At 54.3% G+C, this 26,141-nt stretch carries 20 protein-coding genes, 1 tRNA gene and 1 pseudogene; 14 read left to right on the top strand and 8 right to left on the bottom strand.

The features are described 5' to 3' along the window. The first annotated feature begins 37 nt into the window (after positions 1-37). Positions 38-499 (top strand): Lrp/AsnC family transcriptional regulator, encoded by a 462-nt coding sequence (locus BLR09_RS23040; protein ID WP_093208232.1) that lies wholly within the window; start codon positions 38-40, stop codon positions 497-499. Here BLR09_RS23040 and BLR09_RS23035 read toward each other — a convergent pair whose 3' ends face one another. Next, complete coding sequence (locus tag BLR09_RS23035; protein ID WP_093208230.1) at positions 500-1,363, bottom strand: DUF1684 domain-containing protein; 864 nt, start codon at positions 1,361-1,363, stop codon at positions 500-502. A gap of 150 nt (positions 1,364-1,513) precedes the next feature. Here BLR09_RS23035 and BLR09_RS25890 point away from each other — a divergent pair, with 150 nt between their 5' ends. Further along, positions 1,514-3,910 carry a helix-turn-helix domain-containing protein gene (locus BLR09_RS25890; protein ID WP_093208228.1) on the top strand — a complete coding sequence of 799 codons (2,397 nt, stop codon included), beginning with the start codon at positions 1,514-1,516 and terminating at the stop codon, positions 3,908-3,910. 130 nt (positions 3,911-4,040) lie between these two features. Further along, positions 4,041-6,824 (top strand): leucine--tRNA ligase, encoded by a 2,784-nt coding sequence (gene leuS, locus BLR09_RS23025; protein WP_093208227.1) that lies wholly within the window; start codon positions 4,041-4,043, stop codon positions 6,822-6,824. A gap of 191 nt (positions 6,825-7,015) precedes the next feature. On the opposite strand, the gene BLR09_RS23020 is transcribed toward leuS, so the two are convergent. From BLR09_RS23020 to BLR09_RS23010, 3 genes are all read right to left on the bottom strand, one after another. Then, complete coding sequence (locus BLR09_RS23020) at positions 7,016-8,305, bottom strand: adenylosuccinate synthase (protein WP_093208225.1); 1,290 nt, start codon at positions 8,303-8,305, stop codon at positions 7,016-7,018. A 123-nt stretch (positions 8,306-8,428) separates the two neighbouring features. Next, positions 8,429-8,926 carry a Fur family transcriptional regulator gene (locus BLR09_RS23015; RefSeq protein WP_093208224.1) on the bottom strand — a complete coding sequence of 166 codons (498 nt, stop codon included), beginning with the start codon at positions 8,924-8,926 and terminating at the stop codon, positions 8,429-8,431. A gap of 196 nt (positions 8,927-9,122) precedes the next feature. Continuing rightward, positions 9,123-11,372, bottom strand: a complete 2,250-nt coding sequence (locus BLR09_RS23010) for a RelA/SpoT family protein (RefSeq protein ID WP_093208222.1) — start codon at positions 11,370-11,372, stop codon at positions 9,123-9,125. A 276-nt stretch (positions 11,373-11,648) separates the two neighbouring features. Between BLR09_RS23010 and BLR09_RS23005 the strand changes: the two genes are divergently transcribed. Both BLR09_RS23005 and tig read left to right on the top strand, forming a co-directional pair. Continuing rightward, a tRNA-Leu gene (locus BLR09_RS23005) sits at positions 11,649-11,730 on the top strand. 141 nt (positions 11,731-11,871) lie between these two features. Continuing rightward, positions 11,872-13,191, top strand: coding sequence for a trigger factor (gene tig / locus BLR09_RS23000; protein WP_093208221.1), 1,320 nt, complete (start codon positions 11,872-11,874; stop codon positions 13,189-13,191). A gap of 298 nt (positions 13,192-13,489) precedes the next feature. Here tig and BLR09_RS22995 read toward each other — a convergent pair whose 3' ends face one another. Beyond that, positions 13,490-13,846, bottom strand: a complete 357-nt coding sequence (locus BLR09_RS22995; RefSeq protein WP_093208219.1) for a helix-turn-helix domain-containing protein — start codon at positions 13,844-13,846, stop codon at positions 13,490-13,492. Positions 13,847-14,072: 226 nt separating this feature from the next. Between BLR09_RS22995 and BLR09_RS22990 the strand changes: the two genes are divergently transcribed. From BLR09_RS22990 to BLR09_RS22965, 5 genes and pseudogenes are all read left to right on the top strand, one after another. Continuing rightward, on the top strand, positions 14,073-14,768 hold the full coding sequence (locus tag BLR09_RS22990) for a ClpP family protease (protein WP_093208218.1): 696 nt from the start codon (positions 14,073-14,075) through the stop codon (positions 14,766-14,768). Positions 14,769-14,868: 100 nt separating this feature from the next. After that, positions 14,869-15,914 (top strand): annotated as a pseudogene (locus tag BLR09_RS25955) (acyltransferase family protein). 338 nt (positions 15,915-16,252) lie between these two features. Continuing rightward, entirely contained in the window at positions 16,253-17,494 is a 1,242-nt protein-coding gene (clpX, locus tag BLR09_RS22975) for an ATP-dependent Clp protease ATP-binding subunit ClpX (protein ID WP_093208213.1), read from the top strand. A gap of 140 nt (positions 17,495-17,634) precedes the next feature. Further along, positions 17,635-18,219, top strand: a complete 585-nt coding sequence (locus tag BLR09_RS22970) for a hypothetical protein (RefSeq protein WP_143011196.1) — start codon at positions 17,635-17,637, stop codon at positions 18,217-18,219. 70 nt (positions 18,220-18,289) lie between these two features. Continuing rightward, a complete protein-coding gene (locus tag BLR09_RS22965) occupies positions 18,290-19,024 on the top strand; it encodes an alpha/beta fold hydrolase (RefSeq protein WP_093208210.1) in 735 nt (244 codons plus the stop codon). Here the strand turns inward: BLR09_RS22965 and BLR09_RS22960 are convergent, their stop codons facing one another. The 3 genes from BLR09_RS22960 to BLR09_RS22950 all read right to left on the bottom strand — a co-directional run bounded on the left by BLR09_RS22960 (position 19,025) and on the right by BLR09_RS22950 (position 21,703). After that, complete coding sequence (locus tag BLR09_RS22960; protein WP_176785645.1) at positions 19,025-19,987, bottom strand: esterase-like activity of phytase family protein; 963 nt, start codon at positions 19,985-19,987, stop codon at positions 19,025-19,027. Between the two features lie 68 nt (positions 19,988-20,055). Then, positions 20,056-21,120 (bottom strand): branched-chain amino acid aminotransferase, encoded by a 1,065-nt coding sequence (locus BLR09_RS22955; RefSeq protein WP_093208208.1) that lies wholly within the window; start codon positions 21,118-21,120, stop codon positions 20,056-20,058. 25 nt (positions 21,121-21,145) lie between these two features. After that, positions 21,146-21,703 carry a cob(I)yrinic acid a,c-diamide adenosyltransferase gene (locus tag BLR09_RS22950; RefSeq protein ID WP_093208207.1) on the bottom strand — a complete coding sequence of 186 codons (558 nt, stop codon included), beginning with the start codon at positions 21,701-21,703 and terminating at the stop codon, positions 21,146-21,148. 301 nt (positions 21,704-22,004) lie between these two features. Here BLR09_RS22950 and BLR09_RS22945 point away from each other — a divergent pair, with 301 nt between their 5' ends. Genes BLR09_RS22945 through tyrS form a run of 4 tightly spaced genes read left to right on the top strand, consistent with a single transcriptional unit; the run spans position 22,005 to position 26,063 of the window. Then, a complete protein-coding gene (locus tag BLR09_RS22945; RefSeq protein ID WP_093208205.1) occupies positions 22,005-22,517 on the top strand; it encodes a hypothetical protein in 513 nt (170 codons plus the stop codon). Positions 22,518-22,520: 3 nt separating this feature from the next. Beyond that, positions 22,521-23,744 carry an S-adenosylmethionine:tRNA ribosyltransferase-isomerase gene (locus BLR09_RS22940; protein WP_093208204.1) on the top strand — a complete coding sequence of 408 codons (1,224 nt, stop codon included), beginning with the start codon at positions 22,521-22,523 and terminating at the stop codon, positions 23,742-23,744. 11 nt (positions 23,745-23,755) lie between these two features. Continuing rightward, complete coding sequence (locus BLR09_RS22935; protein ID WP_093208202.1) at positions 23,756-24,754, top strand: hypothetical protein; 999 nt, start codon at positions 23,756-23,758, stop codon at positions 24,752-24,754. 13 nt (positions 24,755-24,767) lie between these two features. Continuing rightward, positions 24,768-26,063 (top strand): tyrosine--tRNA ligase, encoded by a 1,296-nt coding sequence (gene tyrS / locus BLR09_RS22930; RefSeq protein WP_093208201.1) that lies wholly within the window; start codon positions 24,768-24,770, stop codon positions 26,061-26,063. Positions 26,064-26,141 lie beyond the last annotated feature (78 nt).

Raw genomic sequence — 26,141 nt, 5'->3', positions numbered from 1 at the left:
GGACGACTGATTTCCCACTTCTGTAGAAAAATAATCTATGCTCGACGCAACCGACCGGCAAATTCTGACCCTGCTCCAGCAGGATGCCTTTATTTCGAACAAAGAACTATCGCAGCGTCTGAACCTGTCGCTGACGCCTATTCACGAGCGCGTCAAGCGGCTGGAACGGGAAGGGTACCTGAAGGGATATGTCGGATTGGTAGACCGCAAGAAAATCGGGCGGGACCTCATCGCCTTCTGCCAGGTGTCGCTCAAGGAACATACCCAGGACTTTATCCGTGAATTCGAAGCCCGTATCGGCAGCCTGCCCGAAGTAGTCGAATGCTACAACATCGCCGGCCCGTTCGACTACCTGTTGAAGGTGGTGGTGAAGGATATGGACGATTACCGCCGCTTCGTCGTCGAGCAACTGGCAGCATTGGCACATATCGGCGGCCCGCAGAGCCTGTTCGTTATGGCGGAGATCAAGGCAACAACCGCGCTGCCAATTGACCAATAATCAGTGGTTTCCGTAGTTTTTTTCTCCGGCCGGAATCCGCACGGCCAGCTTGTTCTGCACCGGCGGAAGGGGGCAGGTCGCATAGGGTGTAAAGGCACACGGCGGGTTGATGGCCTGGTTGAAATCGAGGACCGTCGTACCGTCCGGGCCCGGCTGGTCGGCATACAGGAAGCGACCGGCGCCGTAGCTTTCCCGACCGTTGGTCTTGTCTCCGAAAACGACAAAGAGCTTGCCCTCTCCCGTTGCATCCAGTCGATACGTCTTTCCGTCGAGTTCAAAAACGAGTGTCCCGGCCAGGGGCTGGTCGCTCACCAGGCCGATAATATCCGTAATGCGGATGGTTTTAGCTTCCGTCGGTTTCTCAAAACGGGCTTTGACACGGTAGCGCTCGGCTACCGGAAAGCGCTCAATGCCGTGAAATTGCTTCAGGTTTTCGCTTTCCAGGTCGCGCAGACGGATACCATACCGATCTCCGCGCTTGATAATGAACCATTTCAGCGAACCCTGCTGTAATGTTTTCGGCTTTTTTTCGGAGGTGAAAATCTCGGTCTTGCCTGACAGCGCTACGCCGTCTGTCGTAACCGAAGTACCTGTCGCAGGCGTAAACGAGACGATACCGTTTTCAAGATGAAATACGCCGGTATGCGCCGCGCCGGAAGGAAACACAATGCTATTATCAGAAACACTCCCGGCGGTATTGTCTCCTTCTTTCAGCCAGAACAGGCCGGCGAGGTTGAGCCACCCGTCTTCCCGCTTGAGCGATGCTACGCGTTTTTCGTGCCATTCGTCCAGCTGGCGGACATAGGCGGGATCAACCGTAAAAAAGAACGTTGTCAGGAAGGAAGCAAAGGCCAGGAGTCGCATCGAATTTGCTGTGAAGTTTGGAACAAATATAGTATATAGATTTAGTAGAATAGAAGCAGGAGAGGAAGTTTCCGTTCACGAAACGGCAGGGGCCTGCGCAGGGGATTCCTCGGGGCAGGGCTATATTTGGCCTTTCTTCTTAACCACGTCATGGAGTTGAATACCCCTTTGCAGCTGGCGGCCGATTTTATCCGGTTCACTGATAAATCGGTTTTTCTGACCGGCAAGGCCGGAACCGGGAAGACGACCTTCCTGCATACCCTGCGGAAAACGCTGCCGAAGCGCATGGTGGTTGTCGCGCCCACCGGCGTAGCGGCGATCAATGCCGGCGGCGTGACCATTCACTCGTTTTTTCAGCTTCCGTTTGGTCCATACCTGCCGGGAAGTACCGCTGTACAGGTCAACCGCTTCAACAAAGAAAAAATCAGCCTGCTCAAGAGCCTGGACCTGCTCGTGATCGACGAGATCAGCATGGTCCGGGCGGATACCCTGGACGGTATTGATGAAGTACTGCGTCGATACCGCGACCGCGACAAGCCCTTCGGCGGGGTGCAGTTACTGATGATCGGCGATTTGCATCAGTTGTCGCCGGTAGTGAAGGAAGACGAGTGGGCGCTTCTGCGTGACCGTTATGATTCCATGTTTTTCTTCGGCAGCCGCGCCTTGCAGGAAACCAATCCGGTGCGGATTGAGCTGACGCATATCTACCGGCAGTCGGATACTTTTTTCATCGACCTGCTGAATAAAATCCGGGAAAATCAACTGGATGAAGCCTCGCTCGCAGCACTGAATACCCGTTATCAGCCTGATTTCCGGCCCGACGAATCCGAGGGATACATTACCCTGACGGCACATAATGCCTCGGCTCAGGAAATCAACCAGTCGCACCTGAGCCGCCTCGACGGCCGTTCCTATTCGTTTGCCGCTGCGATAGACGGCGATTTTCCGGCCTATTCCTATCCGACAGAGCTGAACCTGGAACTGAAAGTCGGCGCACAGGTCATGTTTGTGAAGAACGACAGTTCCCGCGATAAGCTGTTTTACAACGGCAAAATCGGGCGTATTACCCGCATCGAAGCCGAAACGATCTACGTACGCGGCAACGGCGATTATGTCGATACCGAAGTAGTACAGGCCGTCTGGGAAAACATGAAGTACCAGCTAAACCCGGAAACGAAGGAGGTAGAGGAGCAGGTAGCCGGTAGTTTCACCCAATACCCGCTGAAGCTGGCCTGGGCCATTACCATTCACAAAAGTCAGGGGCTGACATTTGAAAAGGCGATCATTGACGCCAATGCGTCCTTCGCGCACGGGCAGGTGTATGTGGCGCTGAGTCGCTGCAAAAGCTTCGAAGGCATGGTATTGCGGAGCCCGATTGCGACGCGCAGCGTACGGACGGACGAAATCGTTTCTGCCTACAACCGCGACATGAGCGCCAACCCGCCGGGCGAGCGCCTCCTGACCGATTCCAAGAAGCTTTTTCAGCAGCGCCTGATTCGGGAATTATTCGATTTCAGTGAAATCCGCCGGCTCACTTTTCAGTTGAGCCGTGCGCTGGAGGCGCATCAGGGCGCCGTTCCGCCGGAGTTGCTGGAGACGGTCCGTGCAGTCAGGGATCCGGCAGACCAGGATATCTACTCCGTTGCTTCCCGTTTCGAAGCCCAGCTGAATCAGTTGTTTTTCGACGAAACACTGCCCGAAGAAGATCTCCGCATCCAGGACCGGGTGCAGAAAGGCAGCGCCTATTTTCGGGATAAAATGACGCTTTTCGCTGATTTTCAGGCGATGGACATTGAGACGGATAACCAGGCGGTAAAGAAATCGGCAGTGCTGTGGCTCGATCACCTGCAGCGGGCGCTGACGCTGAAAATGGCTACGCTCCAGGCCGGTGCAGAAGGATTTCATCCCGAAACGTACCTGCGTTCACGGGCGGATGCCGATATCGAATTCAAAGGGCGGAAGAACGCCAAAACCGCAAAAGCACCTGCCAAAGGCTCTCCCCAGCAACGCATGTTCCAGGCGTTGCGGAAATGGCGGGATGAGACGGCGGCGGAAAATAACGTACCGGTATACATCGTCCTCCCGCAGAAAGTACTGCTGGAACTGGCTGAACGGAAACCGCAGTCACTTGCCGAGCTGGAAGGCATCAAAGGGATCGGAAAGACGAAAATCCGCCAGTTGGGCCAGCAGATCGTCGACATAGTCAATGCTGTACTGAATCAGGCGGAGGAAGCCCCGTCGGAAAAGAAAGAAAATACGAAAAAGATTACGCTCGATCTGTTTCAGGAGGGAAAGACCATCGGAGAGATTGCCGCCCAGCGGGGGCTGACAGCGCAGACGATAGCCAATCACCTCGTTCATTATGTGGAAACGGGGGATATCGATGTCATTCGTCTCGTTTCTGCTGAAAAAGTGACAGGTATCGAAACCTACCTCCGGGAAAACCGGGGCCTGACGCTCGGCGCGCTGAAAGAAGGGCTGGGAGACGAGGTATCTTACCTGGAAATCAAAGCGGTACTGGCTCACCTGACGCATCTGGATAGTTGAGACGGGCGCCGGTGGTATCCGGCCAGCCAAGATTGCGGGTACGTAGCCTGTAAGTCCCTCAAAATTCGTACTTTTGCGCCTCGAAAACCGGTTCTTTCTTCCAACGAACCGCAACCTGTGAACTAATACAATGGAGTACGCTTTTCGCGATATTGAGAAAAAATGGCAGGCATTCTGGGAAAAGAACCAGACCTACCGGGTTGAAAACCAGTCGGACAAGCCGAAGTACTACGTCCTGGATATGTTTCCGTATCCGTCGGGCGCGGGGCTGCATGTAGGCCACCCGCTGGGCTACATCGCCAGTGATATCTTCAGCCGGTTCAAGCGGATGAAGGGCTTCAACGTCCTGCACCCGATGGGTTTTGACAGCTTTGGCCTCCCTGCCGAGCAATACGCCATTCAGACGGGGCAGCACCCCGCTGTTACGACGGAGCAGAATATCTCCCGGTATATTGAACAGCTGAAAAACATCGGCTTCAGTTTTGACTGGAGTCGTGAAGTCCGTACGTCCAACCCCGATTACTACAAGTGGACGCAGTGGATTTTCCAGGAACTCTTCCAGCATTATTACGACAAAGACGCCGATAAAGCGCTTCCGGTGTCAGAACTGACGGCACGTTTTGCAGCCGCCGGTACGAAATCCGTCAATGCGGTTTGCGACGAAGATGTACCGGTACTGTCGGCTGACGAATGGAACGCCCTTTCCGAAACCGAGCAATATGCCATCACGCTGAAATATCGCCTGACGTATGTCGCGGATGCAGTCGTGAACTGGTGCCCCGCCCTGGGAACGGTTCTCGCCAATGACGAAGTGAAGGACGGCGTATCCGAGCGCGGCGGCTATCCTGTCGAGCAAAAACTGATGCGCCAGTGGATGATGCGCATCACGGCATATGCCGACCGCCTCCTCAATGGTCTCAATACCGTCGATTGGTCTGAATCTATCAAAGAACAGCAGCGCAACTGGATCGGCCGGTCGCAAGGCGCGAGCGTACGCTTCCCCATCGAAAACAGCGAGCGCCAGATTGAAGTATTTACGACGCGTGTCGACACGATCTACGGGGTAACCTTCCTCGTTCTGGCTCCCGAACACGAGTATGTGGACGAGCTGACGACGCCGGAGCAAAAAGCTGCCGTAGATGCGTATGTGGACGCGACGAAGCGCCGTTCGGAACTCGACCGCATGATGGAAGTCAAGAAGGTTTCCGGGGTATTCACGGGTAGCTACTGCCTCAATCCGTTCAACGGAGAGAAAGTACCTATTTACCTGGCTGACTATGTCCTGGCCGGATACGGTACGGGTGCGGTGATGGCGGTACCGTCGGGCGATCAGCGCGACTGGAACTTTGCCACGCATTTCGGCCTGCCGATTATCCCGATCCTGGATGCCCAGAAAGATATTGCCGAACAGGCTGATGCTACCAAGGAAGGCCACTATATCAACTCCGGCATCATTAACGGCATGTCCTACGCCGAAGCGGTACCGACACTGGTGAACTGGCTCGAAGAACGCGGTCTCGGCAAGGGCAAGATCAATTACCGCATGCGCGACGCTGTTTTCAGCCGTCAGCGGTACTGGGGAGAGCCTGTGCCGGTCTTCTTCAAGGACGGCCTGCCGTACCTGATCGATGAAAAAGACCTGCCACTGGAACTGCCGGCGGTAGACAAATACCTGCCGACCGAAACCGGCGAGCCGCCGCTGGGCCGCGCCGCCGATTGGAAATACAAAGGAGAATATGAATATGAACTGAGTACCATGCCGGGCTGGGCCGGATCATCCTGGTACTGGTTCCGTTACATGGATCCACGTAATGACAATGAGCTGGCGTCGAAAGAAGCGATAGCGTATTGGAAGAGTATCGACTTGTACGTAGGTGGTAACGAACACGCAACGGGCCACCTGCTGTATTCCCGCTTCTGGAACAAATTCCTGAAGGATATCGGAATCGCGGAGGAAGAGGAGTTTGCGAAAAAGCTCGTCAACCAGGGGATGATTCAGGGCCGGTCGAATTTTGTTTACCGGGTGAAGGATTCCCAGCCGGCGACGTTCGTCAGCGCCGGACTGAAAGGTCAGTATGAAGTGACACCGCTGCACGTCGACGTGAATATTGTCGAACAGGACGTCCTGGACGTCGAGAAGTTCAAACAATCCCGGACGGATGTGCCTGCTGATGCTGTATTCATCCTCGAAGACGGAAAGTACGTTTGCGGCTGGGAGGTGGAGAAAATGTCGAAGTCGAAGTTCAACGTCGTCAACCCTGACGATGTCGTCGAACGTTACGGCGCCGATACCCTCCGATTGTACGAAATGTTCCTGGGCCCGCTGACGGATTCCAAGCCCTGGAATACCAACGGTATCTCCGGAACGTTCAACTTCCTGCGGAAACTATGGCGTCTGTTTTTCGATGAACAAACCGGCAAAAATGTCGTCACCGAAGATGCTGCTACGCCGGAGGAACTCAAGGCCCTGCACAAGGCGATCAAGAAGGTAGGCGAGGATATCGAGGTATTGTCGTTCAATACGTCCGTACCGGCGTTCATGGTACTGGCTAATGACCTGACCTCATTGAAGTGCCACAAAAAGGCTATTCTGAGCGATTTCGTGAAGATTCTTGCTCCGTTCGCCCCGCACATCGCCGAAGAGCTGTGGGAAGTACTCGGCAACGAAGCAGGTACTGTTACGTTCCAGGAATTCCCGGTATTCAACCCGGCGTTCCTCGTCGAAAACTCGTTTGAATACCCGATTCAGATCAACGGAAAGGTACGGGCGACGCTGAGTTTCCCGGCCGACGCGCAACCGAAGGACATCGAAGCCGAGGTACTGGCCAACGAAACCGTGCAGAAATGGCTGGAAGGTAAGACACCGAAGAAGGTGGTAGTCGTGCCGAAGCGGATCGTCAATGTGGTGATCTAGTATCCTGCACTGTCCTGAGAAAAGATAAAATTTTACAATTATTTAAGAGTAATTGCAAAGCCGGATCGTCTCTTATAAGTCAAGAGGCCGATCCGGCTTAGTGTTTAAGTTGAAATGTTTAATGGTTAGGCAGAAAAACCCCGGTCATGCCGGGGTTTTTTGTTTCTGGTAACCACTAAAACGGGTAGAGACTATACGCTGAGCTGCGCTTCCCGGTGAATGATCGCTTCGCGGTCGGGACCGGTGGAGATAAAACGGATAGGCAGTTCAAGATTTTCTTCGAGGAAGGCGATGTAATCAGCCAGTTCCTTCGGCAGGTCGTCGTAGCAGTGGTAGGCGCTGAGATCCGTTTTCCAGCCTTTGAACGTCTTGTAAACCGGCTCAATAACGAGATCATTGAGGTCGTGCGGAAGTTGCTCCGTCAGGGTACCATCCGGCAGGCGATACTGCGTACACACCTTGATTTCGTCGAAAATATTGAGCACGTCGACCTTCATCATGATGAGTTGGGTCACGCCGTTGAGCATCATCGCATACTTGAGAGCGGGCAGGTCGAGCCAGCCGGTACGGCGGGAACGTCCGGTCGTAGCGCCGAATTCGCGACCTTCCTGACGGATTTGTTCGCCGGTTTCGTCGTTGAGTTCGGTCGGGAACGGACCGCTGCCCACGCGGGTGCAGTACGCCTTGAAGATTCCGTATACTTCGCCGACATTTTTCGGAGCGACACCGAGACCGGTGCAAACGCCGGCAGTCATTGTTGTAGAACTCGTCACGAAGGGGTAGGAGCCAAAGTCGATATCAAGGAGCGATCCCTGCGCACCTTCCGCAAGGATGGTTTTTCCGCTGTTGATCGCATCGTTGATCACATATTCCGTGTCAACGAGCTGGAATTGACGGAGGAATTCGATCGCTTCGAAGAATTCGGTTTCGATTTCCGTCAGGTCATAGCTGAACTGATAGAAGCCCAGGATCATCTTGTGGGTGTCGACGAGGCGGTTGTACTTCTCCGTAAAGTTGGGAGAGAGTACATCCCCGACGCGGAGGCCCTGGCGGGATACCTTGTCGGTATACGTCGGGCCGATACCCCGCAGGGTGGATCCGATTTTGGAATCGCCCTTGGCCTGTTCATAAGCGGCGTCGAGCAGGCGGTGCGACGGGATAATGAGGGAAGCTTTCTTCGAAATCTGAAGGTTTTTGGTCAGATCGATTTCGAATTTGGCCCGGAGTCCTTCGACTTCCTTCTTGAACACAATGGGATCCAGTACAAGGCCGTTTCCGATGATGTTCAGTACCTCCGGACGGAAAACGCCGGAAGGAATCTGGTGAAGGACGTGTTTCTTTCCGTCGAATTCAAGCGTGTGTCCGGCATTGGGACCTCCCTGGAAGCGTGCAACCACCTGGTATTGCGGCGCGAGAACGTCCACAATCTTTCCTTTCCCTTCGTCGCCCCATTGAAGGCCCAGCAATACGTCAACTTTCATGATAAAGGATTATGAATTGAATAGAAAGGGAGGTTATTGCTGTAGGCAATAAGCCATAGGCTTTAAGCAAAAAGCGCCGGAACCGGCATGCTGCCTAAAGCCTACAGCTTATCGCTTATAGCTTTACTCCACTGATACGGCATAGCCGGTACCCGGAACCGGCTTGCGATTTTCGCAGTTCGGTTTCGTGCAGGCGCCGTAGAAAATGAGGCTGTGGTGCATGATGTTCGATTGCATCATCTCACCTACCATGCTTTGTATGTTCTGTACACGGGGGTCGCAGAACTCCGTGACATGATGGCAGTCGGTACAGATCAGGTGATCGTGCTGGCGGCGTCCGTACGATTTTTCATACTGGGCCTGGTTTTTCCCGAACTGGTGTTTGGTAACCAGGTTACACTCTACCAGAACGTCCAGGGTATTGTAAACCGTCGCCCGGGAAACCTGATACTTTTTGTTCTTCATGGAAACATATAACTCTTCCACGTCGAAATGGTCATCGCGGGAATAAATCTCTTCCAGAATCGCGAACCGTTCGGGCGTTTTTCGAAGACCTTTATTTTCCAGAAACGCGGTGAAGATCTGCCTCACCGTCGTGAAACTCGATTCGTTAAGAGGCATTGTTTTCGGAATAAATTGCAAAGAAAGGGCATTTTGGGTGTTTCCCGCCGAATCCGGCTGCCTGTCTGAAAATAGTTTGTGCCCGACGGGTATACCTGTCAGGCTAACTATAAGCAAAATGTACTGATTTTCAGTTGATTGTCCGAAGTTTGGGACTGTCCTTCCTTTTGGTGAATAAAACGGATTGGTGCTCGCCTCAGTCGGCATACTCGAACCGGATGACCTCGAAAATTCCCTTGACCTTTTTCAGCTTGGCGATGAGGATATTGAGGTGTTCGGTGTCGTGTACGTACAACTTGATTTTGCCGTCAAAAATTCCCCCCTCGTTGGTATCCACGATGATGGAGCGCATGTTCACTTTGTGCTCCTTTGAAATGATCTTCGTGACATCGTTGACAAGGCCGACCCTGTCTGTACCCTTGATCCGGATACCTGCCAGGAAGGCCACGAGCTGGCTCGTCCATTTGGCCTTGATGACCCGGTTGCCGTGTGTGGAGAGGAGTTCGCGGGCGTTTTTGCAGGTGGTTTTGTGGATTTTGATGCCTTCGTTGATCGTAACAAAGCCAAATACTTCGTCTCCCGGAATCGGATTGCAACAGGACGCGAGGGTATAGTCAATCTTGTCCATGTCTTCTCCGATGAGCAGCATGTCGGAATCGGGCCGGTCGCCATGCAGCCGTTTCAGCTCCTTGACGAGCGCCTTGCCGTCTTCGATGGTGCCGTTCAGAGCTGCTTTCGCTTCCTGGGCCTTTTTGTGGGAATCCCGGGCAATCCGCCAGCGCTTGATTTCATCCGGCTGGAGATACCCTTTCCCGAACCGGTAAAAGAGGTCGTTCGGGTCCCGGGAGTTGAAAAAGGCGCGGAGCTGATTGGTCACGTCAAATGTGAGCTCCAGGCCCAGGACTTTCAGCTTGCGGGCTACGATATCTCGGCCATCGGTGACATACTGCCGGTTGATTTCCTTCAGCGCTTCCTTGATATTGGCCCGGGCCTTGGTTGTGACGACGAATTTGAGCCAGTCTTCCCTCGGGGATTGCTTGGTAGAAGTCAGAATCTCTACCTGATCGCCGTTTTTCAGGGTATGGCTGATTTCGACGAGTTTGCCATTGACCTTCGCTCCGAGGCAGCGCGAGCCGATCTGGGAGTGAATGGAATAGGCAAAGTCAAGCGCGGTAGACCCGGCCTGCAGTACTTTCAGGTCGCCCTTAGGTGTGAAAACAAAGACTTCGTCCTGAAAAAGATGCCCGCGGAAATCGTTGATAAACTCAATCGCCGACTTGTCATTGTGCTCCAGTACTTCCCTGACCTGGTTGAGCCAGGCGTCGATACCTTCGTTGACGTTGGTCTGGTTGCCTTTGTACTTCCAGTGCGCGGCGTAGCCTTTTTCGGCGATTTCGTCCATCCGGCGGGAACGGATCTGCACCTCCACCCACTGTCCGGAATGACTCATAACAGTGGTATGAAGGGATTCGTAGCCGTTGGCCCGGGGATTGGAAATCCAGTCCCTCAGCCGCTCCGGATTCGGGCGGTAATGATCGGTGACGATGGAGTATGCCCGCCAGCAAATGGCCTTTTCATGCTCCGGAGTTGAATCCAGAATCACCCGGATCGCGAACAGATCATAGATCTCTTCGAAGGTCTTGCCCTGGTTCTTGATTTTGTTCCAGATCGAGTGGATGGACTTCGGGCGGCCTTTGACGGCAAACGACATGCCTTCGGCCTTGAGGTCTTTTTCGATCGGCCGGATAAACTCGCGGATAAACTGCTGGCGACGGGTTTTGGTCGACTTCAGTTTGGCTGCTATCTCCTTGTATACCTTGGGTTCGGCATACTTGAGGTACAGGTCTTCCAGCTCGGTTTTGATGGCGTACAGCCCGAGCCGGTGGGCAAGGGGCGCATACAGATACGTGGTTTCGGAAGCGATTTTAAGCTGCTTGTCCCGGCTCATGGAACTGAGCGTCCGCATGTTATGGAGGCGGTCGGCCAGCTTGATGAGAATCACCCGGACATCCTCCGAAAGCGTCAGCAACAGCTTCCGGAAGTTCTCTGCCTGAGCAGAGGCGCCCTGCTCAAAAATGCCTGCGATTTTCGTCAGCCCGTCGATGATCTTGGCGACTTTCGTCCCGAAGATCGCTTCAATTTCATCGAGCGTGATGGTGGTGTCCTCGACCACATCGTGCATCAGGGCACAGATGATGGCCGTCGTTCCCAGTCCGATTTCCTCGACGCATATCTGCGCGACAGCGATGGGATGGTAGATGTACGGCTCACCGGTTTTCCGCCGCATGTCCTTGTGGGCATCAGCAGCCAGTGTAAACGCCTTTTTAATCAGCTTGGCGTCGTTGTCCTTCAAAAAGGGCTTAGCCGTACGCAGCAGTTTGCGGTACCGTTTCAGGATCTCCCTGCGTTCGGCCTCTAGATCAATCTTTAGTTCTACTACACTCATTACAGCTACCCTGATTTCAAACTGAACGGATTGAACAAGGGTTGTTTTAAGAAGAGCCAGGCTCTTGTTCCGGGGATAAAGGAATGGTCAGGTGTTCAGATCGTTTCCAGAGAGGGATCTTTTACTAATATACACAGGGAACGGGCAAACCGTACCCATGCTGTAAAAAAAAAGAGAAAGTAAATAGCGAGGTTGACATAGCAGGGATTATGTTTTACCTTTGCGTTCCCAATTTCGGAGGCGGGTTTCAAAACCCCCTGATTCTGAGGTGGAAATACGGACGTGGCGGAACTGGTAGACGTGCTAGACTTAGGATCTAGTGCCGCGAGGCGTGGGGGTTCGAGTCCCCCCGTCCGTACATCATCCGGTCTGAGTGAGGGCCCTCAGAGTCGATTCGATTCTGAGGGTTTTTTGAATTTCAAACCATTACCTCCGTAGCGTCGCCTGCCCTTCGACAGCGCAAGCACCAGATCTGATACGGATTCGATCAAGACCAATCATGAACATCACGCTCGAAAAAAGCAGCACTACCGAAGCCTCCCTCCGCGTCGCCCTGACGCCGGAAGATTACCAGGCAAACGTTGACAAGAAAATCAAGGAATACAGCCGTCAGGCCAACCTCAAGGGCTTCCGCCCGGGCAAAGTGCCGACGTCTGTCATCCAGCGCCTGTACGGCAAGAGCATTCTTGTCGACGAAGTAAACGACAAGCTGTCCAAAGCCGTCAACGAATACATCCGCGAAGCGAAACTGCTCGTAGTGGGTGATCCGCTGCCCGACCGTGCCAAAGCCGACGAAATCGACTGGGATACCCAGAAAGACTTCGAATTTGTGTACAACCTCGGTCTTGCTTCCGACTTCGACGTCGATTTCACCAAGCTTCCCGAAGTAACGGTATACGAAATCCAGGCCGGAGAGAAGGAATACAACGATACCCTTGCCGACCTCAAGAAGCGGATGGGCGAGCACGCACACGTGGAAGAAGTAGGCCAGGCCGGCGACCTCGTGTACGGTACCTTCAAACAGGGCGACTATTCTGAGAAATCAGCGATCCCGACCGACAAAATCACGGAAGCTGCCCTCCAGCAATTCCTCGGCAAAAAGAAAGAAGACGTCCTGACGTTCGATATCCAGACGCTGTTTGCCGATGAAAAGGGCCTTAAGCTCGCTACCGGCAAGGACGACCTGACCGGCGAATTCGAATTCACCATCGAAGACATCACCCGCAACCAGGACTCGGAACTCAACCAGGAGTTTTTCGACAAAGTCCTCGGCGCCGGTAAAGTATCTTCCGAAGAAGAATTCAAAGCTGAACTCGTCAAGATCATCCAGGAGAACTACAAGCGCGAAGCAGAGTTCCTGCTCCGCGACGACGTGCAGAAGATGCTCCTCGACAATATCCAGATCGAACTTCCGAACGAATTCCTCAAGCAGTGGCTCCTCGTAACCAACGAAGAACTCACCGAAGAAGAAGTGGAGAAGGATTTCGACAAGTTTGCCAGCGACCTTCGCTGGACGCTCATCCGCAACAAGATCGCGGAAGCCGGCGATATCAAAGTCGAGAACGAAGACATCAATACCTATGCTGAAGCGATGGTACGCCAGCAGTTCGGTATCTACGGAGATGACAACGGTATGGGCGATATCATCAAGAAAGTTGCTCAGAACTACCTCCAGGAAAACAAAGGCCAGAACTACATGAACGTGTTCAACCGCGTTTACTTCGGTAAAACGATGGACTTCATCCTCACGCAGGTGAAAACCAACACCCAGCCGATCGACGTGGAAACGTTTAAGGCGAAGGCAGGAGTGGAAGAGTAGCGGTTGGCTGTTGGCTTTCAGCTCTCGGCAATCAGCTTTCGGCTTTATGCTGTAGGCAATAGGCTTTAGGCAGTACCCGAAAAAGTAAGCGGTCCGGTAACCCTTTGGTTGCCGGACCGTTTACTTTTTCTCTATGAGAAGTAGGTTGCCAACACACCTCCGGTTCCCTCTTACCTGCTGCAAGTCTGTTTCCCTTTCACGTGTCGAAAACCATCTGCCAGCGATAGTCGCCGGCCAACTGCCCAAAGCCTATTGCCTACAGCATAAAGCCTATTGCCTACAGCATAAAACCGACCGCCTATTTAAACCCGATCGGCTCCCGCTGCGAAGCTGCGCCGATCCGGTAGAGTTCCTGGAGAAGGCGGGTTTCGAATTTTTCTTTGAGATAGGTATTTTCCTGACGTAGTTTTTCATTTTCGATCTGGAGCTTTTCGTTTTCCAGCCGGAGGGTATTGTCGCCCGGAAGGCCGAAAAATGCTTCGACGCCGACGCCCAGTACCTGCAGTATCCGCTCAAGACGGGCCAGGGTCAATTCGGTTTTCCCGCGCTCTACGTCGCCGTAGGCGGTTGTCGATAAGTCCAGTTCTTCCGCCATGACTTCCTGCGAATATCCTTTTTCGAGGCGGAGCTGACGGATCTTTTCGTGTATTTTCATGGTGTCTCAAGTTATTCCGATGAATTGACGGATTTTCCGGCAACCGTCTGTCCGGCAGGTTTGCAACTTTGTGCCAGACCGATGACCGGACAGAATGGCAGAAAATACGCCTCCATATTTGGTAAAAACCCGTTGGAGTTGTTTTTTGGCAAAGCTGTTTGTCTCCCGATCCGGGAGCTGCCGGTAACCGGTTCGGAAACCAGTCCTGTAACTAACTACAATTTACATGTTGAACGCAGAAGAATTTCGCAAATATGCCGTGCATCACCGCGGTTTGAATGGATTAACGGTTGACCGGTATCTCCAGCAGGTAGGCGGTTCCGCCGGCCACTATGTTGAAAACATGACCCGCGCCGTCATCGAGGAGCGTCCGATGCCCTTCCGGGAAGTCGACGTATTCTCGCGCCTGATGGCCGACCGGATTATTTTCTTCGGGACGCCGGTAGACGACCAGATCGCCAATATCGTGGTGGCGCAGATGCTCTTCCTCGAATCGGCTGATTCCCGGAAAGATATCATGATGTACATCAACTCTCCGGGTGGTTCGGTATATGCCGGCCTCGGAATCTACGATACGATGCAGTACATCCGTCCCGACGTGGCGACGATCTGTACCAGTCTCGCGGCGTCTATGGGCGCTGTTCTCCTCGCCGGCGGCGCGGCAGGCAAGCGGTCGGCGCTGCCCCACGCCCGGGTGATGATTCACCAGCCGAGCGGCGGTGCGCAGGGTCAATCCGTAGACATCGAAATCACGGCCCGTGAAATCGTGAAGCTGCGCGACGAGCTGTACCAGATCCTGGCGGATCATACCGGCCAGACGAAGGCGCAGATCGAGATAGATTCTGACCGCGATAAGTGGTTCCGTGCGGAAGAAGCGAAAGCATACGGCCTCATCGACGAGGTACTGCACCGCGAAAAATAGCAAGCCCGTTTGACAGGCGCCTGCTCCGGTAACGGGGCAGGCGCTTTTCTGTTAACCTTTGGCAGCGGGCCGGCATGGATCAGGAGAATACTACTTATCCATGTTGTTGAAATCGTATACCTCCGTCCAGGCCCTGCGGGCTATTGCTGCTTTAAGTGTTGTCGCCTTTCATGTTTCAGAGAATATCGAGCGGACGAGCGGGGAGGCGGTTGCCGGCGGCCTGTTCCGGAAGGGCTTCGCCGGCGTCGATTTGTTCTTTGTTGTCAGCGGATTTATTATCGTTCATTCTTCGGGCCGGTATGCCGGTCGGCCTCAGGCGCTGATTCCCTATCTCTCGAAACGGTTTTTCCGGATCTTTCCGCTGTACTGGTTAAGCGTAATCCCGTTATTACTTTTTCTCGGCCTGTTTCCCGACAGTCGCCTGATTAATCACCTGCCGGAACGGACGTTGTCCGACCTTCTTTCCACGCTTTTCCTGCTTCCGGGGCACAATGAGGTGAATGCGGTCAGCTGGACGCTGTCGTTCGAATGGTATTTCTACCTGCTATTTGGTTTGGTGATTGTCAGGCGGGAGACCGTTTGGGGGCTGTCGGCGCTGGCCATAGTGGTATTGGTCAATGGGTTGGCGCTTTGGTACGAAGGCATCGATTCCGGAACCGCTGCCGGCCGCTTTTTTTTCTGAGTCCGCTGATGCTGGAATTTGCTGTTGGAGCAGGTGTGTCTGCTCTTATCCGACGGTTTCGGGTGCCGTTTCCCTGGGTATGGGTAGGCGCGGGAGTGTTGATCGGCTGGCTGTTTTGTCCTGAAAAACCGTGGGACCTCAACCGGGTCTGGTCACTTGGACCGGGCGCCGGCCTGATTTTGCTGGGCGTCACGGGGGCGGAAGCGCAAAACCGCCTGCGCGTACCCGGCTGGCTCGTGACGCTGGGAGATGCGTCCTATCCCCTGTACCTGATTCATTTCCCGCTTGTGGTCCTTTGCAACAAGCTGCTGATACTGGGCGGAGCGACGTCCGTATCCATCCGGTGTACCGTCGACCTGATCCTGGTAGTCGTTTTATGTTGGATCAGCACCGCCATTCACCGGTATGCAGAACTTCCGGTTATGCAGTGGGCCAGGTATGTTTCGCCGGACAGGGTACGGTAAAATGGCACAGGAATTTTGGCAAAACAGGCAGTGGGAGGCAGGGGTTGACGGGCAGCCGCCGCGTTGCGTATACCCCGATAGTCAGGAACGCAAAGGTGGCATGCAGCCACTTTTTTACTTCCTTTCCCGATAATTGTTATCTATTACAAAGTAATGGTAATTTTGGGACTGCAATCGGTTTCGATGCGGTGCGTTCCGGGCCAAATGCCGGGTTCCGGTTTTTGTAGCCGGCGCGGCAGCCGGGTTTTCCCACGTATCGAAACCGCCATTATGAAACGGGCCAGACACAGGATGTCGCCCGGTCCGGTAAAAGAAAAGACTCCGTGAAGGATATGCGAATGGACGCAAGTTCCTGCTCATTCTGTGGGCGAAAGAAAAAAGATGTTGACCTGCTCCTCTCAGGGATGGATGCCCTGATTTGCAATTTCTGCATCGAGCAGGGCTGGGACCTGGTTCAGGAAGAACTGGGAATCAAACCGAAGAAAAAAGAATCCGCTCCCTTCCAGCCGTTGAAGGTACCGAAGCCGCAGGACATCAAGCGTTTCCTCGATCAGTTCGTGATCGGTCAGGATGATGCCAAAAAGGTGCTCAGCGTAGCGGTATACAACCACTACAAACGGATTCAGCAGGATAAGGCGGAGGATGACATTCAGATCGAAAAGTCGAACATCATCATGGTGGGAGAAACGGGAACCGGTAAAACCTACCTGGCCCGGACGATCGCGAAGATTCTTCAGGTGCCCTTTGCCGTCGCAGATGCGACAGTTATCACCGAAGCCGGCTACGTCGGCGAGGACGTCGAAAGTATTCTCAGCCGCCTGCTCCAGGCTGCTGACTACGACGTGACGGCCGCCGAGCGGGGTATTGTCTACATCGACGAGATTGACAAGATCGCGCGGAAGTCGGACAACCCGAGTATCACGCGTGACGTATCCGGTGAAGGCGTACAACAGGCGCTGCTCAAGCTATTGGAAGGTTCCATCGTCAACGTGCCGCCGCAGGGAGGCCGGAAGCACCCGGAACAAAAACTGGTAGCGATTAATACCGAGAATATCCTCTTCATTTGCGGCGGGGCGTTCGACGGTATCCAGCGGCATATCTCCAAGCGCCTGAATACCCGGCCGATCGGCTTTGGTACAGGCGATGACGTACACCGCGTCCTCGACTCCCAGTACCTTCTCCGGATGGTGAGCCAGCAGGATCTCAAGTCGTTCGGCCTGATTCCGGAATTGCTCGGCCGTCTTCCGGTAGTGACTTCCCTCGATCCGCTCGACAAGTTTACCCTCCGCAAAATCCTCACCGAACCCAAGAATGCCCTGACCAAACAGTATGAAAAGCTGTTCAACATGGAAGGCATCCGTCTGCGGTTCGACGACGAAGTACTGGAGTACATTGTCGACCAGGCCAACGAGTACAAACTCGGCGCCCGCGGGCTCCGGTCCGTTTGCGAAGCGATCATGACGGACGCTATGTTCGAGCTGCCGTCCGAGGCCAATGTGGAAGAATTTACCATCTCCCTGAACTATGCCCGGGAGAAATTCGAGCGCTCTGCCTTCTTTATGATGAAGAAAGTGGCCTGAGTGCGGAATAAGATGCAAAAAGCGGTTCGTTGTGTGGAAAAGAATTCCCATAACGAACCGTTTTTTGTGTTATAACGGAAGGTCGTCCCCGCTGCATGTATTTTTCCGTTTCTGAGAAAAACCTATCTATCTCCCTTCACATGCGTCATTTTTTCCTGATTCCCGCCTGCTTGTACTGCCTGGCTTCGTGCGCTCCGCGCTACCAGGCTCATTTTGGGAAATCGTCGCCCGTCGCCTATGAACGTTCGTCGCTAGCGGTACGGACCGAAGCGCCGCCGGTAGCTGCCGATACGGCGCGTCATATGCCTTCGGAAACGCCCGCCGGGACCTTGCCGGCGACTGTGACGCCGGAGCTGTTGGCGAGTACGGCGGAAAAGCTCGTCGCCCGGACCAAAGGAACCGCCTACGAGCGCAAAGCGCTGAAAATCCAGCGTCAGCTCCGGGAGGTATCCAACCGGACGCTCGTCGCCAAAACACCCTCTACCCGGGCCGAGCAGCAGTACGCCCGGAAGCTCACCCGGAAGATCCAGGACCAGGTCGCAAAGGCGAAGAAGCTGCAGAAAACCCAGGCGACCAACAGCGGCATCCGGACCGGTATAATCCTCCTCCTGATCGGGTTGCTGCTGACGCTGCTTATCGCGAATCCGACAGTCGTTGTGATCGGTCTTATCCTGATCATTGTCGGAGCGGTAGCGCTGATTATCGGGCTGTTCGATACGCTATAAGGAAACTTGCCGGGCGGAAGATACTTCCCCCGGCAACCTGTTATTTTTGTCTTCTTAACCTGCTGGTGATATGGTCTATCCTCTTGTTCTCCTCCACGGCTACGGCGAAGACCAGAAAGTCTGGGACCTTGTCAGGGCCGCTTTCTGGCCCGACGAACACGTGGTGACGCCGAGCTACGCCTCCCGGTCCGATTTCCGGAGTATCGAGGAATACGGCGAGCATGTATACCAGGAACTGAAAGGCATGGGTATCGACAAGGCGATTCTCATCGGGCATTCGATGGGCGGATACATTGCGCTGGCCATTGCCGATCTGCATCCGGAGTTTGTCGTCGGTCTGGGCCTGTTTCACTCCACCGCTTATGCCGATTCCGAAGAGCGGAAAGAAATGCGCCTGAAGAACGTGGCTTTTCTGGAAAATCATGGTCCTCAGGCTTTTATGGAGAATTTTGTGAAAAACCTCTACGCGGAATCTTTCGCGAAAGAACACCTTGGGCTACTGGCGGAACATATTGCGCATTCGTCGCAGTTTCCGCTTCCGGCGCTCACGGCGGGAATGAAAGCCATGCGCATCCGTCCCGACCGCCGGGCGGTGCTGGAGAAAGCTCCTTATCCGGTGCTCTTTATTATCGGCTTGCAGGACAAGGCCGTCAGTCCCGACGATGCCCGCGAACAGGTAGGCCTTCCGGCACATACGCAGGAACTCATTCTACCCGAAGCCGGGCATATGGGGATGGTAGAGGCGCCGGAAAAATGCATCGACGCTATTCAGGAGTACTGGCGGCGAATCAATGAATCATTCTGATCAGATCGGAACCAGTTTGAAGAAGATCAGTTGTGTTTTCTGACGACGCCGGGAAGCCTTCCCGGCGTCGAATTTATTAAAGTTGTTGTCGGAAATGAGGACCAGCGTCCGATGTCCGTCAATAACCGGGCCCCAGGTCATTCCTTCGAGGTTATCCGGACGGAGGGAATCCCAGCGGACATTCAGTGGCGTCTTCGCCAGGATATGGGCCGTTTTGCTTTCTCCGGGAACCGGGCGGGGCAAGGCGCTGACAACATATAACTGAATCGTGAAGCGGCTTTTGTCTTTTTCGCCCGACCAGCACCTCTCCATTACAATCATCTCTTTTTCAGGCGTTAACAGGATATCGGAGATGCCGTTATCGGGGTAGCCGCAGGCATCCCGCACGAGTGGGTAGAATGCCGTGACGACGGTATCCTTTTTACGGAGATCATAGGCGAAAACGCGCGCATAGGGGCTCTGTTCCTGTTCCGGCCATTCGCTTGCGCCCCAGAGGAGACTGTCCGGGGCGAGGGCAAGGCCTTCATAGCCTTTGTTGTTCGGGAAGCCGGTATAGGAGCCGATGGGAATGGCGGTACTGTCTTTGGTCCACCGGATGACCTGTCCGTGGGCTTCGCCGGAACCTTCCTCTGTGGTCAGGTAAAAGGCCCCTTCGCCGCTGCGGTACCGGAGCGATTCGGCACCGCGGACACCGCGGAGTGCCCAGCGCCGGTAGGTTTGCGTCTGAAAGGTAGAATCGAAGGAAAACAGGTAGCTGGTCCGGTCGGGGTCCCTGCCATCCGTGATCAGGTACCAGTTGCCGCCGACGTAGTCAATTCCGGATATTCCCCCGAAGAAAGGATCCTCCTTAAGTGCAGGAGAGTCGCTCAGGTTTTCATAGCGCAGCAGTTCCAGCCGGAAGCGTTGCGCGTGGCTCTGAAACACAGTCAGAAACGTGGCGAGCAGGATCAGGTATCGTCTCATGGGGATATAACGGAATTTCGCGGGAGGATGAGATAAAAAAAGCCCGCCAGGCGGCGGGCTTTTCTGTATCAGATCTGGTAGACCCATTCGTGGGGGTCTGCTACGCGACCGTACTTGACGTCGTCCAGGTACCGTTTTACCCGGTTGGCGAAGTTATCAGGCTTGATTTCCGGGAGGTTGTAATCCACGCCTTCGTGGCCGATGGCGTAGATCGGCGAAACAACGGCAGCAGTACCAGCGCCGAAGGCTTCCTGCAGGCGACCGTTTTTGATACCTTCAATCAGTTCTTCGACCGAAACCTTGCGTTCCTCCACCGTCATACCCCAGTCTTTGGCAATCTGTACGATGGATTTCCGGGTGATACCGTCGAGGATGGAATCGCTGACGGCCGGCGTCACGAGTTTTCCGTCGATGATAAACATAAAGTTCATCGTACCGGCTTCTTCCACGTATTTGTGTTCCTTGCCATCGGTCCAGATCAGCTGGTCGTAGCCAGCTTCCTGCGCGAGTTTTGCGGGGTAGAGCGACGCGGCATAGTTGCCGGCGCACTTGGCAGCACCGGTACCCCCGGGGGCGGCGCGGACATATTCGGTTTCCACTTTCACCTTGACCGGTTTGGAATAGTAAGCGCCTACCGGGCAGTTGAAGATGATGAAGCGGTATGTTTTCGAGGGAGATACGCCGATGTACTCGTCGGTCGCGAACATGAACGGACGGATGTACAGCGAGTAGTTGTCGCGCTGCGGTACCCACTGCGCGTCAAGGCGCAGGAGTTCCGTGAGTCCGCACATGAAAATGTCTTCCGGAATTTCAGCCATGCAAAGGCGGTGGGCAGACCGGTTGAGGCGCCGGGCGTTGTCGTACGGACGAAAGACGAGTACTTCGCCGTCTTCCGACTTATAGGCCTTCATACCTTCGAAAATGGCCTGGCCGTAATGAAGGGGCATCAGGGCGGGCTTAAACGGCATGTCACCGTAGGGCACGATCCGGAGGTCCGTCCACTCTTTGCCGTCGAAATCAGCCACAAACATGTGATCGGCAAAAGTATGGCCGAATACGAGGTTATCCAGATCCAACTCATTGATCCGGCTCTGGGTGGTCGGGTGAATCCCGATGGAAATGGCGTCAATCATGGCAGCGAGGATAGTAGATGAAATTTCAGGGGTGTGTCCGCGGAATCCACCGGACTTCTTCCGTGCCCAGTTCCTGGGACATCTTCCGCGATAGCACGAAAAAATAATCAGACAGCCGGTTCAGGTAGCGGAGAATCAGGGGGTCTGTTTCCGCTTCTTCCGTCAGGGCTACCACCTGCCGTTCGGCCCGCCGGCATACCGTCCGCGCCACATGCGCAAACGAAACCGAAGGATGGCCGCCGGGCAGCACAAAGTGCCGCAAGGGAGGTAGTTCCCGGTCCATTTCATCCATGGCCTGCTCGAGCCCGTCCACATCCGATTCGAACAGATCGGGAATCCGCCGGGCCGCAGAACGGTCGGGGTCGTCGGCAAGGTGCGCGCCGATGGTGAACAGGCGGTCCTGTACTTCTTTGAGAAAGGCTTTCCGGGATTCGTTGACCGGTTGGTCGCGCAGCAGCCCGATGAAGCTGTTCAATTCGTCTACAGTACCATAGGCATCAATCCGGAGGGCGGCTTTGGATATCCGTTTGCCGCTGATGAGGGCAGTAGTACCGTCGTCTCCCGTCCGGGTATAGATTTTCATGCCTGAAATGAATCGTCTTTTCGCAAAACTAAGGTATTTCTCACAAGCCTTTCCAAGAAAAATCAAAAATTAATTGTCTTGACAACTAATTTTTAGCCGTCGGCTTTCGGCGGCCGGCTTTCAATAGGGAATTGCCGGTCAGGTGATCTGAAAAGTGGGCCGGAAGTACCCGGAAATGGGACGAATCGGAAAAGGTTTTCGGCCGGATACCGGACGCAACGGCAAGTTCGTCGTAACTTTGCGGGCCGAAACCATGCCTGCCTGAAACGAGCTTAAGAGCAGCGCTGACGATTCTACCAAAATGACCATTTCGTTTTTTGCTTCCCAGATAGGCCGGTACGTATCCATTCTGGCCTTTATTACCTTGCTGATGATGGCTTACCAACAGATGCCGGCTGATGTGAGTATCGAATTCAGCCCTTCCGGCGGTAACGCGAAAGTATATTCCAAGGAAGTGATTTTTTATACTGTAGCGGGTTTCATGCTGCTCGCCAACATGGGTTTTCTGTGGATGATGCGGCTGTTTCCGAAACTTCCCGACGGATTCATCAAATTGCCCGGCGCCGTCAAATGGATGTTCTACCGGAAACAACTGAATGCCATCGTCGCTGAATGGCTTAACTTCGGCGCCGTTTTTGTAAACATGCTCCTGGCCGTTTCGGTCTATATTCTTTCCGCCGTGAATGCTCCGGAGGTCAAACAGCCGCTTTCCCGCTTCGAATGGGTACTGGGCGTGGCCTGTTTCCTGCTGGTTCTCTGGGTCGTGTATGTGCCGATGCGCCTGCTGCTGACCAACCCGGTGAAGGAGGACTGACGGATGGAAACAGTACCCATCGCAGATTTTACCTACGACTTACCGGATGACCGCATCGCGCGGTTTCCACTGGCCGAACGGGATCAGTCCCGTTTGCTGGTGTACCGCGGAGGAGCTATTCGACACGGGCACTTTACCGACCTGCCCGCCGAGCTGCCGGAGGGGTCACTGCTGGTTTTCAATAACACGAAAGTCATTCCTGCCCGCCTGTTTTTCCGGAAACAGACCGGAGCCCTTATCGAGCTGTTTCTCCTGCATCCGGTTGAGCCCACGCCCGTGATTCAACTGGCAATGGAAGTATCCGGCAGCGCGGTATGGGAATGCCTCATCGGCAACCGCAAGCGCTGGAAGGGAGGAGAAATCCTCGTATCGGAAATTCCGGACGGCGGAGGTTCCTTCCCGTTATCCGCGCAACAGGTGGATGATACGCACGTACGGCTTTCCTGGGACGCGGCCCTTCCCTTCGCGGAAGTGGTTCAGCGCGCCGGAAAAATACCCCTGCCGCCATACCTGGACCGGGAAGCAGAGGAGTCGGATCTAACGACCTACCAAACCGTCTATTCCGAAAAGAAAGGAGCTGTAGCGGCGCCGACGGCAGGTTTGCATTTTACCGACCGGGTATTTGCCGCCCTGGCGGAAAGAGGAGTAGGGACGGAATTTCTGACGCTGCATGTGGGCGCCGGCACGTTCCGGCCTGTGAAAACCGAAAATGCACTCGAGCACCGTATGCACGGCGAACAGATCGTGGTCCGGGCAGCTAATCTCCGAAAGCTGATCACAGAAACGTGTATCATTGCGGTCGGGACGACCTCGCTCCGGACACTGGAGTCGCTGTACTGGCTCGGAGTGCAATTGCTTTCGGGAGAATTGGCCGGTCTGTCCGACGGATTTTATATTGAGCAATTTGTTCACCGGAAGGAGCGGGTAGCCCTGCCGACCTACCCCGACGCATTCCGCGCGATCCTCTCGCACCTGGAAGCCGCCGGGCGGGAGGAGGTGACCGGAGAGACCGGTATCATGATTTATCCGGGATATACGTTCCGGGTTATCAAAGGACTTGTGACGAATTTTCACCAGCCGGGATCCACGCTGATGCTGCTGGTTGCCGCCCTGGTGGGAGACGACTGGAAGCGCATCTACAGCGAAGCACTGGAAGGGAATTACCGGTTTCTGAGTTACGGGGACTCATCCCTGTTATGGCCGTCAGGCACAATTTTCAACCAATAAAGAAGGAAAGTATGTCTCAGGTAGATGTCTCCATCGCCTACTTCGGAAAGCCGTACCAGACGCTGGTATCGCTGCTAAGCCTTTTGAAATACAGCCGTCAGCATATCGGTACGATTCACCTGACGGTTGAGTGCAAACAGCCCCACGGAGATATCAACGGCATTTATACCGTATTGGAGGGACTGAAAAACGAGAGGGTACAACTGAATTATCCCAATCAGTTTTATCAGTTGGGACCACTGGATTACGAGCAGGTCAAGAATGATACTTCGCTCCGCTGGAGTTTGCCCTACCAGTATGCACTGGAGAAATCGACGGCGCCGTACCTCTTCATTCTCCATAATGATATGCTCTTTCATGCCGATATGATCGGCGCGATGCTGGAAGAGGGTTTCGGAAAACGAAAGCTCGCCGGCGCCGGCTCTATCGGGCAATGCTGGTCGTGCCCCGCAAGCTGGGATAAAAAATGCTCCGGCGCGCAGCAGGAGCAATATGTGCCCGAAATGGCGGAAGCCATCCGTGTGCACGAGGCCCACGCTACCCCGCGGCAGGCCCTGGATCTGGAGATTATCCGCTCCGGACGGGTATACCCGCTTCCGGAATGCCGCCTGAATGAGTATGCCTGCCTGGTTCATGTGCCGACCTACCGCGAGAATACCCTTCCCGCCGGCCCGGCCCGTTGCTTTGGCGGCGTATGGAACGGCGCGGATCTCGGGACGAGCTGGTTTTACGATATGGTCAACAAAGGACACCGTTTCCAGCATTTTGTACTGGAAGACTATGCCCTTCACTCCACGTTCAACCCGCTCGGACAGGGTAGTCAGGACTACAGCAAGGCAGAAAGCTACCGGATCTGCGAACTGCGGGCAAAGGACTATCTTGCCGAACACTATTCCGTGCCGCAGCCCGGATTAGCCACACAACTGAAAATGACGGGCAACACCGCCCGGTATACCCTGAGAAAATGGGCCGGAAAAGTCTACGCGAGACTTTGGAAACTGGTCCACTGATCTGATAAACGAAATGAAGACGAATTTTATCGAAGAACTCCGCTGGCGGGGGATGTTGCAGGACATGATGCCAGGTACCGAGGAACAACTGGAAAAAGAAATGACCTCGGCGTATATCGGGTTTGACCCGACCGCCCCCTCCCTGCATATCGGAAACCTCGCCACGATCATGCTCCTCAAGCAGCTTCAGCTTGCGGGTCACAAACCCTTTGCCCTCGTAGGCGGGGCGACCGGAATGATCGGTGATCCGTCGTTCAAGGCGGCTGAGCGCGCGTTTCTTTCGGAAGAAGCCCTCCGATTCAACCAGGATGGCATCCGGAAGCAACTGGAGAAATTCCTCGACTTCGATTGTGGTGAAAACTCAGCCGAGATTGTCAATAATTACGATTGGTTTAAGGATTTTACCTTCCTGGGATTCCTTCGGGAAGCAGGTAAATTCCTGAGTGTCAATTACATGATGTCGAAAGATTCTGTAAAGAAGCGCCTTGAAACGGGTATTTCCTTTACCGAGTTTTCGTATCAGTTGCTGCAGGGATACGATTTTTATCATCTCTATAAAACCCGCGGCGTCAAGCTTCAGATGGGGGGCTCCGATCAGTGGGGAAACATCACCACCGGTACCGAAATCATCCGCCGGAAAGAAGGCGGAAACGAAGAGGATGCCGAACGCCGCGCCTTCGCCCTGACGACGCCGCTGGTGACCAAAGCCGACGGTACCAAATTCGGCAAGTCGGAGAGTGGAAACGTCTGGCTCGATCCCGAGCGGACCAGCCCGTACCAGTTCTACCAGTTCTGGCTCAATGCAACCGACGCCGACTGCCCCCGCCTGATCCGCGTATTTACCCTGCTTTCAAAGGAGGAAATTGAAGAACTGGAGCGTCAGCACGCCGAAGCGCCGCACCTGCGGATTCTGCAAAAAGCGATCGCGAAAGACGTCACGATCCGCGTACACTCCGAAGCCGGCTACGCCATGGCCGTTCAGGCGAGCGAAGTACTCTACGGAAAAGGAACGCTGGAAACGCTTCAGTCACTTGACGAAGCGACATTCGAACATATCTTCGAAGGAGTACCCCAGACAGAAATTTCACTCGCTGAGTATGAAGCGGCTGGGAATGTGACTGATCTGCTGGCTGTTGCGCAGGTATACCCGTCCAAAGGGGAAATCCGCCGGGCTATTCAGGGAAATGCAGTATCGATCAATAAAACGAAGGTAGCAGATGCGGCGCAGGAAGCTTCTTTCCAGTTATTGCAGGGCAAGTACCTGCTCGTCGCGAAAGGAAAGAAGAATCACTTGGTGAAGGTGATCTGATTGGAGAAAGGTATAGATAGAGAAGCGGCTGCCGGAGGGTAGCCGCTTTTTGTTTTTCTCACAGACTTCACAGAAAAC

The organism is Siphonobacter aquaeclarae, from assembly GCF_900103285.1.
In the GTDB taxonomy this organism is placed as follows: domain Bacteria; phylum Bacteroidota; class Bacteroidia; order Cytophagales; family Spirosomataceae; genus Siphonobacter; species Siphonobacter aquaeclarae.
This window is presented reverse-complemented; position numbering and strand designations above follow the sequence as displayed.